Consider the following 16343-nt stretch of genomic DNA (forward strand, 5'->3'; position numbering starts at 1 on the left):
ACATAACCCGTACATGAAACTGAAATTAGCTGTACTTCCCGGCGACGGGATTGGCCCCGAAATTATTGAGCAGGCCATGAAATCGGTGAAAGCCATTGCCAAAAAATTTAATCACGAACTGGAATACGAATACGCTCTAACCGGAGCCATTGCCATCGATCAGTTAGGCGAACCCTATCCCGAAAAAACGCACGAACTGTGCATGCAGTCTGATGCGGTGCTGTTTGGGGCTATCGGCGACCCCAAATTCGACAACAACCCAAAGGCAACAGTGCGCCCGGAACAAGGGCTGCTGCTGATGCGCAAAAAACTGGGGCTGTATGCCAACATTCGTCCGGTAGAAACCTTCGAATCGCTGTTGCACAAGTCGCCGCTTCGCCGCGAATTGGTCGAAGGGGCCAACTTTGTGGCCATCCGCGAACTCACCGGTGGTATTTATTTTGGCGAAAAGGGCCGGAAAGACAACGGCAACACCGCTTTCGACACCTGCACCTACACCCGCGCCGAGGTGGAACGCATCCTGAAACTGGCATACGAATTTGCCCTGAAACGCAACAAAAAACTAACGGTGGTTGATAAAGCCAACGTGCTCGAAAGCTCGCGTCTGTGGCGCGAAGTAGCCCAGGAAATGGCCCCCGCCTACCCCGACGTAACCACCGAATACATGTTTGTCGACAATGCCGCCATGCAAATCATCCAATGGCCGAAAAACTTCGACGTGATGGTCACCGAAAACATGTTTGGCGATATCCTCACCGACGAAGCGAGTGTGATCACCGGCTCATTGGGCTTGCTGCCTTCAGCATCCATCGGCATCCACACCTCGGTATTCGAGCCCATCCATGGTTCGTACCCGCAGGCCGCCGGGAAAGACATTGCCAACCCGATTGCCACCATCCTGTCGGCGGCCATGCTGTTCGAGTACGCCTTTAACCTGATGGACGAAGGCAAGCTGATCCGCGATGCCGTTGCCGCATCGATGGCTGCCGGTGTGGTCACCGTTGATATTGCCGAAGGAAAATCATACAAAACATCGGAAGTCGGCGACTGGATTGCCGCGTGGATTGCCCGGGCATAAACCTGTAGCTTAGAAATACAAAAAGGCTTTCCGCATTGGAAGGCCTTTTTGTTTTGCCTTAAACCCGGCGGGTGTAGTCCAACAGTAAGCATTCGGCCTGCCACGTATACTGAATTTTCTCTTAGACCGGGGATACCAGCCTGAGATTTGGAATTTTCTAAGTTCTACTGGAATCTCTTGGAATTAGTTGGAGTTTTCTGAAAAACTCTGGCATTTGTTGGATTTTTTCCAACGGTGTGGCAAAAGGTCGGCCAAGTCTAAATCGTAGTTGTTGTTGTACAATGAGATTCTGGTAAATACATCGGTCAACCATTCCCGGGGATTCACATCACTGGCTTTACAGCACCCCAGCAGGGAATACATGATGGCAGCATTCTCTGCCGACTCATGATTGCCACAAAACAAATACCCCTTTCTTCCTACGGCCAGTGGCCTGATGGCATTTTCGGCCAGGTTGTTGTCAGGCAGGTAGCGGCCATCCAAATGATAGCGGGACAGACGCATAAAAAGATTGTAGGTATAAGCCAGCGCTTTGCCCATTCTACCACCCGGCAGCGCTTTAGGGTAATATCCTTCAATCCATTTTTCAAAGGCACGCATAATTGGATAGGCCAGCCGTTTTCGAAGTTCAGCTCTTTGCCGGAAATCCATTTCCTGGTCAGTGGCCATTTCTTCAACTTGATAGAGTTTGGCTATTTGTGCCAATGCATACCCTGCTCCGGCTTTGTCTTCGGGAAGACTTTCGGAGAATTTGCGGCGCGCATGCGCCCAGCAACCCAGGAGCAAAACACCTTTCTTTTGCTCATAGATTGAGTATGCCTGATAACCGTCGGTTTGAACAGCTCCCTGGTAATTTTTCAAAAGATCAACCACTACTTTCCCGGCCCGGGAGCCTTTATCGTAGTGAAAGAAAACAAGGTTGTCCATTACCGAGCGGACCATCCACAGGTAAGCTTTACTGGCTTTGTGCTTTTCGTTATTGATAACCGGGATGGTGTTTCATCAACCTGGATGTAGTCGGATGCCAGAATGAGTTCTTTTAAGCGAAGATAAAGCGCCCGAAGTAAATCGCTGCTGCCCTGGAACCAACCATTAACCGTTGATGCGGGCAATCTTACCCCGACCATCTTTAATATGGCAATCTGACGGTGAAAAGGCAGGTGGTAAAAATATTTGTTCATCATCAGCTCGGCCAACAACGAAGGGCCGGCATTGCTTCGGGGTAAAGGCAATAGTGGCATGGATGCAATACGGATAGCCGGGTTTTCCTTCCGGTCCTGTTCATTCGTAATATTTTCTTCTCCTGCTGATTGCTTTACGGCGTATTTTGGGCGTTCTATCCGGCGTACATAAATCTCGCCGGGTTTGTGTTCAAGTATTTCTGTTACTTCCTCGCCAATGCGTACCCAGTTATCCTGGACTCCTTCGGGCTCTATTACTTCTATCTCCCGTCTGAGGTGGTCTGGAAGCGGCTGGCGAACAGCGTTCTTTTTCTCTCTTTCAGGCTTGCGCCGTTCATACTCGATTAACTCTTTCTCTGCATCTTTTATGGCGATCTGTTCTTCAGAAAGTACATCCAGGCCATCCCAGTCAATCTTTCTTTGATTGGGATCTTCTGCAATATGCTTTTCGCTGGATTTCCCAAAAAACTTGTGGCGAAACCAGGCCAGCTGATCGGTAAGCTTATGGATTTGCTGGTCTTTTTGAGCTACGACAACCTCTAATTTCTGATTTTTGGACTCCAGGGCTTCCAAGGCCCCGTTATCGACTTTTCGCAACCGGGAAAGCTCCTGGAACAGCTCATCACGTTCCTGAAGAAGCTCCTGGATTAACACATCTTTACCGGTTGCAAAATCGCTCATTTACCACTGTTTGATTATGAGCGTAAAGATAGTAAAATCAAGGCTTTCAGCCAATTTTTGGTGCCTGAAAAAAACTAAAAAAGTGCTTCGCTTTGTCGCTTTTTCAAGAGCCTTTTTTTAGGCTTCACATTTTTTACAATCATCATTAAATCGTGCCAATCAATGGACTGAGATGTGAGGGCTTCACCGAAGGTGGGAAGCTTAAAAACCCCACTTTCAAGCTTCTTGTGATAGATAACCAGGCCACCGTGCTCCAGGTGCAGAATCTTCATGATGGTGAGTCTTCGGTTGACAAAAATGAAAACCTCACCGCTTTGAACATCGCGTTTCATGACCGAGCTTACTATGCCACTGAGGGTGTAAAAGCTTTTGCGCATATCCACCGGTGCCGGATAAAGAAAGTACTTTAGCTTACCATGTAAATGAAACATCCGGCTCTAATCAAACAGGTGAACAATTGCTTTTAGCAAATGCATATCGGCCTTATCTCTTATCATCATTTTTGTACCGTTGGGAAACACAAACTCGATGGGAGCCTGATTGCCTGGGATACCGGAACTATTGATGGGAGCCTGGATTGTCCGCCGACTGGCAACCGGTAAGTTGGAATCAAAGACCAGCGGAACAAAACTCTCGGGCTGATGCCGCGACATCTCACCCAATTGTTTCTTCCAGTAGTAGAATGTGGAAGGGGCAAAGCCCTGGTTGGAACAAAAGTCCTTTACGTTCAAGCCCGACTCCTGATACTCCTGGAAGAGCCTCTTAAATGTTGATAGTGTCATCCTCATTTTTTTCCATCAAAGAAACGGCGAGATCCCCTGGCTGGCAATATGTATTACGCCGAATGCTTACAACTGGCCTTTTTTGTTTTCTATCATTTTTCTATCAATTTGCTACTTCGTTTCTGTCTGCCGTGCGTTTGGGTAGGCAAGCTCTTTGGCTGGTTTTGGTCGTGCGGTAGGCTTTTTGAGCGACTTGGCAATGTGTGTGGCTGTGAAGCGTGGGCTATATGTTTTATTCTTCCAATCATTACGCAACTTTCTGTTTGTAAAGATGTTCTTGAAATTCTATAAACAGTCTGCTGATATTTGCCACGTCTCCCAAAATTTCTTTGGCATCTTCTAATGATTGATACTTGTTTGTCAGCAAGATTGGGAGTTTCTCTTGGTCGAGTTCGTCAACGCCTGTTTCAATGTATTTGCTCAATACGAAAGTGATAAACTCTTTTTGTTTGTCGTTGAGTAAGGCAAAGATTGTCGCTTCGGCTGCTTTTGCTCTCGCTTCTCTGGTCATTGCGATATAGTCGCCATTGAAAACGTATTCCAATACATCGTACAAGTCGCTTTTTTCCATATCTACCAACTTTTGCAAAGTCAGTAAGTCGTCTTTGGGAAAACCTGCTGCATCTAAATTTTCTAATAAAATTCTTCGGGTTATCGGACTACTCCATAGTTTTCGTAATTCTTCTTCGTCTTTGAAAAGTTTAGGTAATTCACCAAATAGATTATTCAAAAATTCTTCTGCTGATATTGGTTTGCCGTCTGCACTCCAAAACGAAGTGGAAACCATGTGTTTAATTTCTCTTTCTTTTCCGTTTCGCAGTTTGATTTTTACTTTCTTCTTGCATACGCAAGGACTATGACCACATTTGTAACAAGGTGGTGGCGGTTCACTTATACAAATACAAGGTCTTTGACCACAAATCGGACACGGTTTGGGTGGTTGCTTCTCGCAAATGCAAGGATTTTGACCGCATATTTTACAAGGTTCTTCTTCTATTGGTTCACCGTCCCATTCAGGGTCTGAAAAGTGCTTGTAGGCATCTACAAAGTCGCAAATGGTAAAAAACTCTTTGCCGTCAAACAAGCGTGTGCCACGACCAACGATTTGTTTAAACTCAATCATCGAATTAACAGGACGAAGCAAAACAATATTGCGAATGTTCCGTGCATCAACTCCCGTAGAAAGTTTTTGTGAAGTTGTTAGAATAGTTGGTAATGTTTTTTCGTTGTCCTGAAATTCTCTTAATAGTCTTTCGCCTTCTTCTCCATCATTGGCAGTTACACGAACGCAATAAAATGGGTCTTTGCTTTTAGCATTTTGGTTTACCAAATCCCGAATTAATGCAGCGTGTGCTTGATTTGCACAAAATATAATTGCCTTTTCATTTTGGTTGGCTTCTTCCAAAAAGATATTTACTCGCTTGGCTTCTCGTTCTACAATTTCAATGGTGCGGTTAAAGTCCTTTTCTTCGTATAGTTTGCCTTCTTCAATTTCGCCTTCCACAATGGTATCGTCCGAAGTGTAGCGGTAATCGTCTAAGGTAGTTTTGATGCGTTTTACTTTGAATGGCGTTAAAAAACCGTCATTGATTCCCTCTTTTAGTGAATATATGTAAACTGGTTCGCCAAAGTAACGGTAAGTATCCACATTGTCTTTTCGTTTGGGAGTGGCGGTTAAACCTAGTTGAACGGCTGGACTGAAATATTCTAAAATTCCCCGCCAATTGCTTTCATCATTTGCTCCGCCACGGTGGCACTCGTCAATAATTATAAAATCAAAGTAGTCCGCTGGATAATCGCCAAAGTAGGGTGCAGGTTTTCCTTCTGCATCCGTGCCACTCATAAACGTTTGAAAAATGGTAAAGAAAATGCTGCCGTTGGTTGGTACTTTTCCGCTTTTCTTAATCTCGGTTGGTTTTATCCGTACCAAAACATCTTCGGGAAATGCCGAAAATGAATTGTAAGCTTGGTCGGCTAAAATGTTTCTATCAGCTAAAAATAAAATTCTTGGTCTGCGGTTGCCGTCTCGGTTTAAATTCCAACGGGTTTGAAACAGTTTCCAAGCTATTTGAAAAGCAATTGCCGTTTTTCCTGTTCCTGTGGCAAGGGTTAGCAAAATTCTGTCCTTGTTTTGTGCAATGGCTTCAACGGTTCTTTGAACGGCTATTTCCTGATAATATCTTAACTGCCAACTTCCGCTTTTGTCTTCAAACGGCACATTGGCAAATTGTTCTCTCCAATTGTTTTGCTCGGCAAATGTTTTATTCCAAAGTTGTTCGGGGCTTAAAAAGTCAGTTACTAAACCTTCTTCGCCCGATTTCATGCAGATTTGGTAAATCACTATACCGTTGGTGCTGTAAGTGGTTTCTAATTGCAGTTTCTGTGCGTATTTTTTGGCTTGCATTACGCCTTCACCAACTACCAGCTCATCGCTCTTGGCTTCTACTATGGCGAGTTTGATACCTTTATACACCAAAACATAATCGGCAATTTCTTTTTTGCCACGACCACCGCCTGTTTGTATTTTACCTTGGGTTATGTGGTATTCACGAAGGACTTTAGAGCCTTCCACAACGCCCCAACCACAAGCCTTTAACTTAGGGTCAATTAATTCCGCTCTGGTTTCCGCTTCGTTCATTTTTTACTTTTTATTTTCTTCTCAGCCTGATTGGTAAGGTAATATCTACCTGTTTTTGAAGACCCTTTAAATTCTATAAAGTTAATTTCTCTGAGTACTTGAAGATACCTTTTTACTGTTGCATTTGATTTTCCTGTTGCATCCATTATGTCTTTTATTGAAGCTCCATCATTTAGTTTTATAATTGTATTTACAGCATCAATAAGAGCATCACTTACAGCATCACTTACAGCATCAATTTGACCTTTTTTTACAGCATCATTTACAGCATCATTTACAGCATCATTTACAGCATCATTTACAGCATCATCATTTTTTGCAGCAACAGTAACACCAGGAAATACAACAGTAGTATATCCTTGATTACTATTCCATTTTGGACTTGCATATCCTTTGTTCTCACAATCTTCAATCATTAGTACAGTTCCTCTACCAATCTTTTCAATCATTTGTCGTAAGAAACAGATATGTGCAATGTCAGGGTTTCGGGGAACAGATAAGTGACTTTTGGATAAATCGTTAGGAGAATATCCACCAAATAACGAACCCGAATTTATAATCTCTAAATGCGTTGGATAAAAAGCAATGTGGACAGTTCCTGAAACAGATGAAAATTCCCGATGAATTAATGCGTTCATCAATCCTTCTCTTAATGCAAACTTTGGATAGCTTACATCCTCACGTAACCATTTTTTCTCTGAAAATTTGCTTTGTATTGCAATGTTCACTTCAAAAAACTGCAATATTTCGGCAATATTTCTAAAAAGATTACCCTCAAATACTTTGTCGTAGCTGTAACTATCAGAGGTTTTTCCTTCCTTAAAAACAGTTAATCGAACACGACATTGAGGTAAATATCTCGTAGGTTCTTTGGCAAATAAAACCACCGCAGCATTGGTTAAATGTCCATCCCTGTAGAGACCGTAATAGGTTAAAAACTCCTCAACTTCTTTTTCAGAGAACAGTTTTCCTCGTCCGGATTTAGTAAGGTCTTGTAAGGTTTTACGAATTTCTAATTCGTCTAAGTCGTCAATTTCAATCCCCAAGGCAGGCTGACGTTCCCAATGTAATTCAGTTTTTTGCCGCTCGGTAATTAAACCTGATATTTCCAATGCAGTTGCCTTAACGGTGCGGCTTCCACGTCTAAAATATATTTCACCGTTGAAAATATAAGGCGGTTTGGAGCCATTCCAAACCTTTACAGATAAAATTTCTTTTGAGCCAATCTTTTCAATAGAAACTGTAACAGGAGCTTCAGGAATAATTACACTAAATAAATATTGTTTTAACTCCGATTCATATTTTTCGGCATTATCAATGCCAATAATTTTTCCATCATCTTGTACGCCAATCAGTAATGTGCCTCCTTCGGCATTAAGGAAAGCACATAATGTTTTAGCAATTTCTTCTTTTCGAACAACTTCCTTAAAATCAAGCTGTTCGCTTTCGCCCTGCTTTATCAGGTTCTTTATAAGTTGTTCGTTTTTCATTGTTCTAATTCTATTAATCGTTTATTGTGGTCTTTAAACTGTTGTTCAATAAAAAACAATAATTCGCCTGGATTTGTAAATGATTGAACCCAATTGTGCCGAACATCATTATACATATCCACCACCTTAATACTATCTAAAACGGAATTCTTTTTTAATTCAAAATCGGTTCTTTGTTTTTCTTCATCAAACAGATATGGTTCAAATAGCTTTCTTAAATATTCAATTTTCTCATGTGCTACAAACCATCTCGGCTTTCCTATTCTTACGGCTTCTTTAAACTCTTTATGCGTAATTCCTGAACCATATCGAGGAAAGATAATCCCTAAAAATAAATCACAATCGTTTACGGCTTGCAAACAAGCTCCTTCCGGATTGTCAATAAACTGAACAGGAACATAAACACTACCTTCTTTTGACATAATTACATCATAACCAAACTGCTGACGCAAAACTGCTGCAATTTGTTCCAGTATATCCTGACTGCCATATACCGTGGAAGAAATCATTATTTTTAGTTTACGTTTTTTAGCCATTATTATAAACTTGTTTCTGCTAAGTTTATAGATATTTCACACCATAGCAAATTGCTGTTCTATAACGTCAGGAAATTGATGCCAAATCCTACCATCAAGCTCTTTCCCGTTCAGTTTTTTATTGCGTTTTACCTTGTCGGCTCCCCATGTACCCCATTGTTTAAAGAAAAAAGCAACATCTTTTTGTTCGCATTGTTGCTTGATATTTAAAACCCAGTCTTTTTCCATTGGCCTGGCTTTGTTTCCACTTTCTCCGCCAACAATCACCCAATCAATATTTGAAAGGTTTATTTCACCCAAATCCTCCAAAAGAGGTTCCACTGAAAGAAACAGAACAGTGGCTCGGATATTTCTCAGGAAATCAATTCGTGGCAATCCTTCTTTTTTATTATCCACCGTAACGCCAAGCCAAATATTCTTAGGTACTGGGCGAAGCGAAAAATATTCGGCCATTCTGTTGGCTCGTTTGGTAAGCACCTGGTAGGTATGTTGTGGGGTTTGTTCTATAACATCAAATATCTTATTGAGATAATCCAATGGCATATCCTTATGAAAGATATCGCTCATTGAATTCACAAAAAAAACTGTAGGCTTTTTCTTTTTTAAAGGCTCATGTAAACGACCGGGTACAATATTGAACGTAAACCCGTTTTCGTACCCTTCTACTCCCATAGCCTGTAATCGGATAGCCATGGTTTCGGCATAACAGTTTTGGCATCCGGCACTAATTTTTGTACAGCCTGCCGATGGATTCCATGTTTGTTCTGTCCATTCAATTTTGTGTGCCATAGTTATTTGGTTTTTATAATCGTTACTGTTTTAATTCTATGAATATCGTTATTAATTGTCTTAAACTCCTCTATTTTGCCTTCGCTCATTAACGCTTTTAGTTTTTGAGCGGCATGTTTAACCAAACAACGATTGCGAAGTGCAAACTTGTAAGCATCTACATCCGTTTTAATTTTACCTGATTTTATTTCATTTTCCAAATCGAGGTTGAATTGTTTGATTTTTAAAGGAATCTTATCTTCTTCGAAAAGAACACCCTGGTCGCCATAAGTTAATTCCCTGTCAATGTTATAATCGGCTTCGCCTGTAAGTTCATCGAATTTCCAGCAAACTTTTTGGAATTTCTCAGCCCCCAAAGTGTGATTGCTACCGAATATTAATCCAAAATATCCGGCATCCTTTTTAACGGAAAAACAACCAATATAATATTCTTTATTACTTGGAATAAGCGAATTATAATAAGACGCAATTAAACGATGGCAATGAACAGCTTTGGCATTTTTAATATCAATCTGTTGAGAGTCTATATATTTATTGAAGGCGGGTGTATCCGGAAACCGTTTCAGGTAAAATGATGGCACAAAACAAATAAAGTCAGCCAATGGTAAATTTATTAATTTGTGAAGTAAATTGTTATCAATAATAAATCGGAAAGGGTCTAAATACAATATTTTTGCTGCTTTTCTCCTTTTGAGCATGGCAGGATAAATCTTCGGAAAATAGGTTTCGAAATCTTCCGCCTTAATAATCAGATTCTCATCTTCGGCAAAAACACATTCTCCACCGCAGTTTGCTTTGCAGGTATTGAAAAAATCCAACACGTTCGATTTTAATATTTCCGATTCTTCTTTATCGTTAAGAATAATATAGACCTTTTTCTTGCTTTTTCTTATTTCTTCGCAATAAGGTTTAATTTCATTGAGTATATTAAATGCGGTTCCATACTCGCCTTCGGCATTTTGCCCCTGCCCGGCAAAGAAATCATAAATGAAAATCTCCTCAAAAAACGGACTGTGTAGAAAAACGGGAAAGCTTTCCTTGAAATATTCCTTGAACACTTCAAGTTTCGATTGTGTCCCTTTATCGAATTTTGAGTTATGAAAATCTTTTTTTGCCATAGTAATTACAATTCCCCTGCAAACGCCTTTTGCAACACACTCTTTTTCAGTTCTTCCAAATTTAAAAGTTTTTGCTGATAAATGGCTTCTAATCTTTTAGTTTCGGTTCGCAGGGCATCTAATTGGCGGACGATGGTTTGTTGTTCGTTGATTGGAATATTTGGGAAACTGAAATTTCTTAATGACTTTAAGGAAACTGTTTTCTGAGCAGTTCCTGTTGCAGTTTCATTTGCTTGAAAAAATGCTTGTGGAGATAAAATCCAATAATAAAGCAATTTGCTATTAAGTTTCTTACTTGGTCGTATCAAGCCAATGTGTCGCTGAAAACAGAATTTAAAATCATCTTCTATCAATACAGGAATACCATAAGAACCAGTAACAGTATAGAGAACATCTCCGTTAATTGGCTTTTTGTTTGGTTTTAAACCATCATAATATTTCTGAGGCACTTTGAATGTGTCAGAAAAATCAATTTTATGAGTTTGTTTATTGATATTTGAAATGGTAATAAATGGCAAACCAAATTCCGATTTAGGCGGTGGCATATGGTCGCCATCAGAAATGTCAGTTGCCATTTCTGATAGCTTTACAAAACCCCAATTCCCATTCTCAAACACCCCCTGCAAACAGCTTTCAAAAAGTTCTTTGGCGTTTTTGAGGTTTTGTTCGGCATTGGCTTTTGCCTTGGCTATGGCGGCACCTGCGGCATCTAAAATGGAAACTATGCGTTGTTGTTCGGGGAGAGGTGGAATGGGGATTGGAATACTTCTCATCTTCTCCTGATTTAACTTAGGAACTGTCATTCCTGTAATGAAAGGCGTTAAATCACTAAAGTTTAAAAAGTAAACTATCCATTCATCTAAAATTACATTGCGATTTGGTCTTATTACGTGGGCGTGATTATTAACCCAATATTTTCCTTCTGCAATAAATGAAGTGTTATCACCTGAAGCCCATTTTGCTCCGTCTTCACCTATCAAAACTAATTTTTCATAAAAAATATAGTTGTGAACGTAGCTTAAAATTCCTGTTGCTCCGTAATAAGGATATTCACCTTCAATACGGTCTCTTTTTGTAATTGGCTTTCGCAAATTATCAAGGACATCAACAACTTCCCCCAACTTCTTTACTTCCCAACCTTGCTTCATATCAATTCCAAAATTGAGTTAAGGATTTCGGCACTTTCTTCGTCCAATGCTTTCATTTCTTCTAAAATGGCTTGTGGTTGGCGTAGGGCAGTTTCTTGTTTTTTGTTGGGGTTTTTTACGCTCAGGTCAAAAGTACTTTGGTCAATGTCTTTTATGCTTACCGTCCATGAGTTTTCGCTCTCGGCAAAAGTTTTTTGTAGTTCAACAAATTCTGCCAAATCGTTTACATTGAGCGGATTGGTTTTGCCCAAATTGCGGTCGAGATTGAGCGAGTAAAACCATGTCTTTTGGGTTGCTTTTCCTTTTTCAAAAAATAACACAACGGTTTTTACACCTGCTCCGGTAAATGTTCCACCCGGCAAATCCAAAACCGTGTGCAGATTACAACTTTCCAATAATGTTTTACGAATGGCAACAGTGGCATTGTCGGTATTGCTCAAAAAAGTGTTTTTAATTACTACACCTGCTTTGCCACCTGCTTTCAGAATTTTAATAAAGTGTTGCAAAAACAAACTGGCGGTTTCGCCAGTTTTTATTGGAAAATTTTGCTGCACTTCGGCTCTTTCTTTTCCACCAAAAGGCGGATTGGCAAGCACTACATCGTAACGGTCTTTTTCCTGAATGTCGGCAAGGTTTTCGGCAAGTGTATTGGTGTGTATTATGTTTGGGGCTTCCACTCCGTGCAAAATCATATTCATAATGCCGATAATGTAAGCCAGCGATTTTTTCTCTTTGCCGTAAAAGGTGCGTTTTTGTAGTATCTCGGTTTCTTTGGTAGAAAGTGATTTGCTGTTTTTCAGATAGTCGAATGCTTCGCAAAGGAATCCCGCAGAACCCACTGCACCGTCATAAATTTTGTCGCCAATTTTGGGGGCAACCACTTTTACAATGGTGGTAATGAGCGGTCGGGGTGTGTAATATTCACCACCGTTTCGCCCTGCATTGCCCATGTTTTTGATTTTGTCTTCGTACAAATGGCTCATTTCGTGCTTTTCGGCATGGGTACGGAAACGCAACTCGTCAATGCGGTTTATCACTTCACGCAAATTGTAACCGCTTTGTATGCGGTTTTTCAGTTCGCTGAAAATCTCACCAATCTTGTATTCAATGGTGTCGGCACTTTCGGCACTTAGTTTAAACTTTTTGAGGTATGGAAACAGTTTGTTGTTTACAAAGTCGGTAAGGTCATCGCCCGTAAGTGCGTTATGGTCAATTTTTAATGCTCCGTTTCCGTTTGTAATTTTTGGGGCAGCCCAATTATTCCATTGATATTCTTTGTCAATTATGGTAGTATAGGTTTTTCCTGTCAGTTCGGCTGCGGTGGCACGGTCACGCTCCAAATCGTCTAAATATTTCAGGAACAATACCCACGAAGTTTGCTCTACATAATCTAATTCACTCCCACAACCAGCATCTTTGTGCAGTATGTCGTCTATGTTTTTAAAAGTTTGTTCAAACATTATTTAATCCTGTCTTAAAATCATTATCAATAAACGCAAATGTACCAATTTCCACGGGTGCGTTGGCAAGAAAACTGCTCTTTTGCAAGCTGAAGCATCGGCTTGTGTGTCGGGGCTTGCGAATGTGCAGTTTTGTGGGTCGGCTGTTCATTATATCGTTTTTCTTTTTTGTCTTTATGCAGCAAATTTTCTATTAAAGCACTGTCTCTCTACGCTTGTGCACAACGTCTGTGTAAATTTACTATGAAATATATTTCCGTTTTGTCAGATGGAAAGTGAAATATATTCTCACTAGTGTCTATTAATTTTTGTTAAAATGCCTCATATCTGTTTTATGCACAGCATGCTAGCTTTTCAAAACCTTGTCGCCCTTTTGAAATTTGTTCCTTTGTACTCAGGTACAAATTGGAACAAGTATGAACGTTGGCAAATATGTTTTCGCACAGATTGTGGAGTTTCTCCCGAAACGTTACTTCGAACGACTGGTAATAAAACACAAAGACAGGACAGTCAGAATGGCACCATCCTACTGGAGCCATATGCTGGTTATCATGTACGGCCAGCTCATAGGCTGCCATAGTCTTAGAGAACTCACAGATGTCACTATTGCTCATGCCAAAAGATCTTTTCACCTCGGGTTTGGAAAGGTTCCCATCAACAGAAGCGTTCTTTCCAAAGCAAACAGCCTTAGAGACCATGGGATCTTTGAGAAGTTTGCCTTTTACATTGTGTCTATTGCCCAGGCCAAACGTATCACCAAAGAGTTTGAACTCCACGGAAGGTTCTATGCCATTGATTCCACTACCATCGACCTGTGCATGTCGGTCTTTAGATGGGCAAAGTTTAGGAGCACAAAGTCTGGCATCAAGATTCATACCCAGATTGATATTGCCACTGAAATACCGGTCTTCTACAGAATCAGCCATGCAAATGTGCATGACACCAAGTCTATGGACTGGTTTACATACGAACGGCACGCTTGCTATGTGTTTGATAGAGGCTACTTTGATCTCTCCAGGACTCTACGCAATTGAGCTGGCCGGAGCTTTCTTCATCATACGGGAGAAGTCCCGCCCTGATTATGAAATTACGGAAGGAGATGACATGCTTGAAGGAGATGACAATGTCCTGCGGGACCAAACGGTTAGGTTTACAGGAAAGCGAAACAGTGGAAACTATCCGGTTTCGCTCAGACGCATCGTATTCTATGCCCCTGACCTTGGAAGGGCCTTCACCTACTACACCAACAACTTCTACCTCAAAGCAAATGAAATTGCTCTTCTTTACCGTTACAGATGGCAGGTGGAGCTGTTTTTCAAATGGATCAAGCAGCATCTCCGTGTCAAATCCTTTTGGGGAGAATCCGAGAATGCGGTCCGCATACAGATACATGTCGCCATCATCACGTACTGTCTTGTCGCTATTATTGAACACGACCTCAAACTGGGCAGACCTGTTGTGGAGGTCATGCGTATCCTTGGTAATTCCCTGCTGGTCAAGGATCCCATTCAAGAACTCTTGGCTCCGAGGGAAAATAAGGCCTATGATGATAGCGATTGCCAACTGCATTTGGACTTCTAATTGAATTAACATTTTTTAATAGACACCAGTGATATATTCTTCCAAATCCGGAGAGTATCGTTATACGCTCCTCTCACCCACATCAAACCATCAATCGTGTACTTTTCTATCCGGCAATAAAAAAATTGGAACCTAAAACGTCCTTCCCCCGATCTGTTTCTTCCCCTCCAACAGCCTCTCCAACATCGCCTCTAAGGGTTTATGTCGTTTTTTTCCTTTCGCTTCAAATCAACCAACCGACCGGAATTTTCCAGTTTCGCTCCCCAATTTACAAAACTTGACGTAATAAATTTTACTAAGCAACTAATTTGGAATCAATTTAAAAAACAAGCGATTAACGAACGGCGTTCCTAATCGGGTGCGGCGGTTTCCGGACCGCCGCTTAGTAAATGCCTGCCAGAAATCGAATTGCAGATTGGCAGCGGAAGGATCTTTCAGAGTTGTCATCGGGGCGGCAACCGGCAACAGATGCTGAAACAAGTTCAGCATGACCCGCGTTTCTATGACGAACTGTCGTCCGGCTGCGGCCTACGGGGATTTTGAACCCGGAAAACAAGGGAAGGGAATCGGGGCTGGGACTGGTAAGCGGCCCTGTTTGAGGAGGAACGACGAGTTGAGGCCGTGTGGCATTCACAAACCGTCGTTTTCCTTCAAAATCACCGTCAGCCTTGACTTTTTTTGTTTACTTTTTTGTGTCAAGACAAAAAAGTAAATCCCGTCCGGAAGGACATAAGCCCTGCTGGCTTGCTTTTGTATGGAGAACCAGGTTTTGAAAAGGGGTGGGCAGGCTGGTTCGCCCCGGTGCGCCGGTTTTTAACCGGCAATGACCGAATGCACCGAATGCGCGGTTAAAAACCACGCCACCCGGCTGGTTCGCTTTTAACATTGGCTGTCCGCCGGGACTGTATACGGCAACAGATGCTGAAACAAGTTCAGCATGACCCGCGCTTCTGCGACGAACTGTCGTTCGGCTGCGGCCTACGGGGATTTTGAACCCGGAAAACAAGGGAAGGGAATCCGAGCTGGGACTGGTAAGCGGCCCTGTTTGAGGAGGAACGACGAGTTGGGGCCGTGTGGCATTCACAACCCGTCGTTTTCCTTCAAGATCACCGTCAGCCTTGACTTTTTTTGTTTACTTTTTTGTGTCAAGACAAAAAAGTAAATCCTGTCCGGAAGGACATAAGCAGCAACGCTTTCTTAACAATGGCTGTCCTCCGGGGCTGTATAGGACAACAGATGCTGAAACAAGTTCAGCATGACCCACGCTTGTTTGATGGACTGTCGTTCCACTCGCTCGCACCGACCTGTGATTGAAAACAACTAATCGAATTGAGATTTGATCTTAACATGATAAGGCACAAACTACAAATTAACGCAGGAGTGAGCGATCAACCTGAAACCTTCGTTTCGTTTTCTTTTGGGTCGGGCAGGCCTTTCCCGGTGCTGATCAGGCTCCGTAAGCTCTGCCGGATGTATTGTCCCCAGGCATTGGAACAGGTATCAAAACATTCGATGCCGGGAACCAAACCCAAATGTGTGAAACGAACCAGTGCCCGGCGGCCCTGCCGTGCAATTTCAAAGCTGATTTTTGTGCCTGTCCATTCGTTCTTATCCCGAAGAAAACTCAAATAACTGTCGGTTACTAACCAACCAATTTTTTTGTCAGGAATGAGCTCGACTAATTTTTGCCGGGAATAATGCACATCACCAAAACGGACCTCAAATTCGTCGTTGAGTTGTTGCGTACTGCCTTCCAGATTCTCCGTCCACCACCGCGATACACGGTTAATACATTCAAATGCTTCGTGTGCCGTGGCATCAATCACAATGCTGGTCTGATAATGTTGTTCTTCCATCAGCA

At 41.9% G+C, this 16343-nt stretch carries 16 protein-coding genes; 3 read left to right on the forward strand and 13 right to left on the reverse strand.

The window, feature by feature from the left end; genetic code table 11:
• Positions 1-13: 13 nt before the first annotated feature.
• Positions 14-1078: a 3-isopropylmalate dehydrogenase gene (gene leuB, locus AC6H3C_RS20030; protein ID WP_497517300.1), complete on the forward strand. Its 1065-nt coding sequence runs from the start codon at positions 14-16 to the stop codon at positions 1076-1078.
• 183 nt (positions 1079-1261) lie between these two features.
• Here leuB and tnpC read toward each other — a convergent pair whose 3' ends face one another.
• The 11 genes from tnpC to AC6H3C_RS20085 all read right to left on the reverse strand — a co-directional run bounded on the left by tnpC (position 1262) and on the right by AC6H3C_RS20085 (position 12901).
• Positions 1262-2020: an IS66 family transposase gene (gene tnpC / locus AC6H3C_RS20035; protein WP_497516025.1), complete on the reverse strand. Its 759-nt coding sequence runs from the start codon at positions 2018-2020 to the stop codon at positions 1262-1264.
• Positions 2005-2940, reverse strand: a complete 936-nt coding sequence (locus AC6H3C_RS20040; protein WP_497517301.1) for an IS66 family transposase — start codon at positions 2938-2940, stop codon at positions 2005-2007. Before AC6H3C_RS20040 ends, tnpC begins: the two co-directional genes overlap by 16 nt.
• A gap of 74 nt (positions 2941-3014) precedes the next feature.
• Positions 3015-3371 (reverse strand): IS66 family insertion sequence element accessory protein TnpB, encoded by a 357-nt coding sequence (gene tnpB, locus AC6H3C_RS20045; RefSeq protein WP_497515904.1) that lies wholly within the window; start codon positions 3369-3371, stop codon positions 3015-3017.
• Positions 3372-3377: 6 nt separating this feature from the next.
• Positions 3378-3722: an IS66 family insertion sequence element accessory protein TnpA gene (gene tnpA, locus AC6H3C_RS20050; RefSeq protein ID WP_497516013.1), complete on the reverse strand. Its 345-nt coding sequence runs from the start codon at positions 3720-3722 to the stop codon at positions 3378-3380.
• 247 nt (positions 3723-3969) lie between these two features.
• Positions 3970-6360 carry an EcoAI/FtnUII family type I restriction enzme subunit R gene (gene hsdR / locus AC6H3C_RS20055; protein WP_497517302.1) on the reverse strand — a complete coding sequence of 797 codons (2391 nt, stop codon included), beginning with the start codon at positions 6358-6360 and terminating at the stop codon, positions 3970-3972.
• Positions 6357-7850, reverse strand: coding sequence for an RNA/DNA-binding domain-containing protein (locus tag AC6H3C_RS20060; protein ID WP_497517303.1), 1494 nt, complete (start codon positions 7848-7850; stop codon positions 6357-6359). The genes hsdR and AC6H3C_RS20060 overlap by 4 nt, the downstream gene beginning before the upstream one ends.
• Entirely contained in the window at positions 7847-8386 is a 540-nt protein-coding gene (locus tag AC6H3C_RS20065) for a DUF4062 domain-containing protein (RefSeq protein WP_497517304.1), read from the reverse strand. The genes AC6H3C_RS20060 and AC6H3C_RS20065 overlap by 4 nt, the downstream gene beginning before the upstream one ends.
• 36 nt (positions 8387-8422) lie before the next feature.
• The gene (locus AC6H3C_RS20070; protein ID WP_497517305.1) at positions 8423-9175 is read right to left on the reverse strand and encodes a DUF5131 family protein; all 753 of its coding nucleotides are present in this window, start codon (positions 9173-9175) and stop codon (positions 8423-8425) included.
• 2 nt (positions 9176-9177) lie between these two features.
• Entirely contained in the window at positions 9178-10293 is a 1116-nt protein-coding gene (gene tcmP / locus AC6H3C_RS20075; protein ID WP_497517306.1) for a three-Cys-motif partner protein TcmP, read from the reverse strand.
• Positions 10294-10298: 5 nt separating this feature from the next.
• On the reverse strand, positions 10299-11441 hold the full coding sequence (locus AC6H3C_RS20080) for a restriction endonuclease subunit S (protein WP_497517307.1): 1143 nt from the start codon (positions 11439-11441) through the stop codon (positions 10299-10301).
• Positions 11438-12901 carry a class I SAM-dependent DNA methyltransferase gene (locus tag AC6H3C_RS20085; RefSeq protein WP_497517309.1) on the reverse strand — a complete coding sequence of 488 codons (1464 nt, stop codon included), beginning with the start codon at positions 12899-12901 and terminating at the stop codon, positions 11438-11440. The genes AC6H3C_RS20080 and AC6H3C_RS20085 overlap by 4 nt, the downstream gene beginning before the upstream one ends.
• 416 nt (positions 12902-13317) lie before the next feature.
• Here AC6H3C_RS20085 and AC6H3C_RS20090 point away from each other — a divergent pair, with 416 nt between their 5' ends.
• Both AC6H3C_RS20090 and AC6H3C_RS20095 read left to right on the forward strand, forming a co-directional pair.
• On the forward strand, positions 13318-13935 hold the full coding sequence (locus AC6H3C_RS20090) for a DUF4372 domain-containing protein (RefSeq protein ID WP_497517310.1): 618 nt from the start codon (positions 13318-13320) through the stop codon (positions 13933-13935).
• Positions 13907-14482 (forward strand): transposase, encoded by a 576-nt coding sequence (locus AC6H3C_RS20095; RefSeq protein ID WP_497517312.1) that lies wholly within the window; start codon positions 13907-13909, stop codon positions 14480-14482. The genes AC6H3C_RS20090 and AC6H3C_RS20095 overlap by 29 nt, the downstream gene beginning before the upstream one ends.
• A 682-nt stretch (positions 14483-15164) precedes the next feature.
• Here the strand turns inward: AC6H3C_RS20095 and AC6H3C_RS20100 are convergent.
• A complete protein-coding gene (locus AC6H3C_RS20100) occupies positions 15165-15566 on the reverse strand; it encodes a hypothetical protein (RefSeq protein WP_497517313.1) in 402 nt (133 codons plus the stop codon).
• 304 nt (positions 15567-15870) lie between these two features.
• Positions 15871-16338 (reverse strand): hypothetical protein, encoded by a 468-nt coding sequence (locus AC6H3C_RS20105; protein ID WP_497517314.1) that lies wholly within the window; start codon positions 16336-16338, stop codon positions 15871-15873.
• Positions 16339-16343: the final 5 nt, after the last annotated feature.

The organism is Gaoshiqia sp. US2, assembly GCF_059705485.1.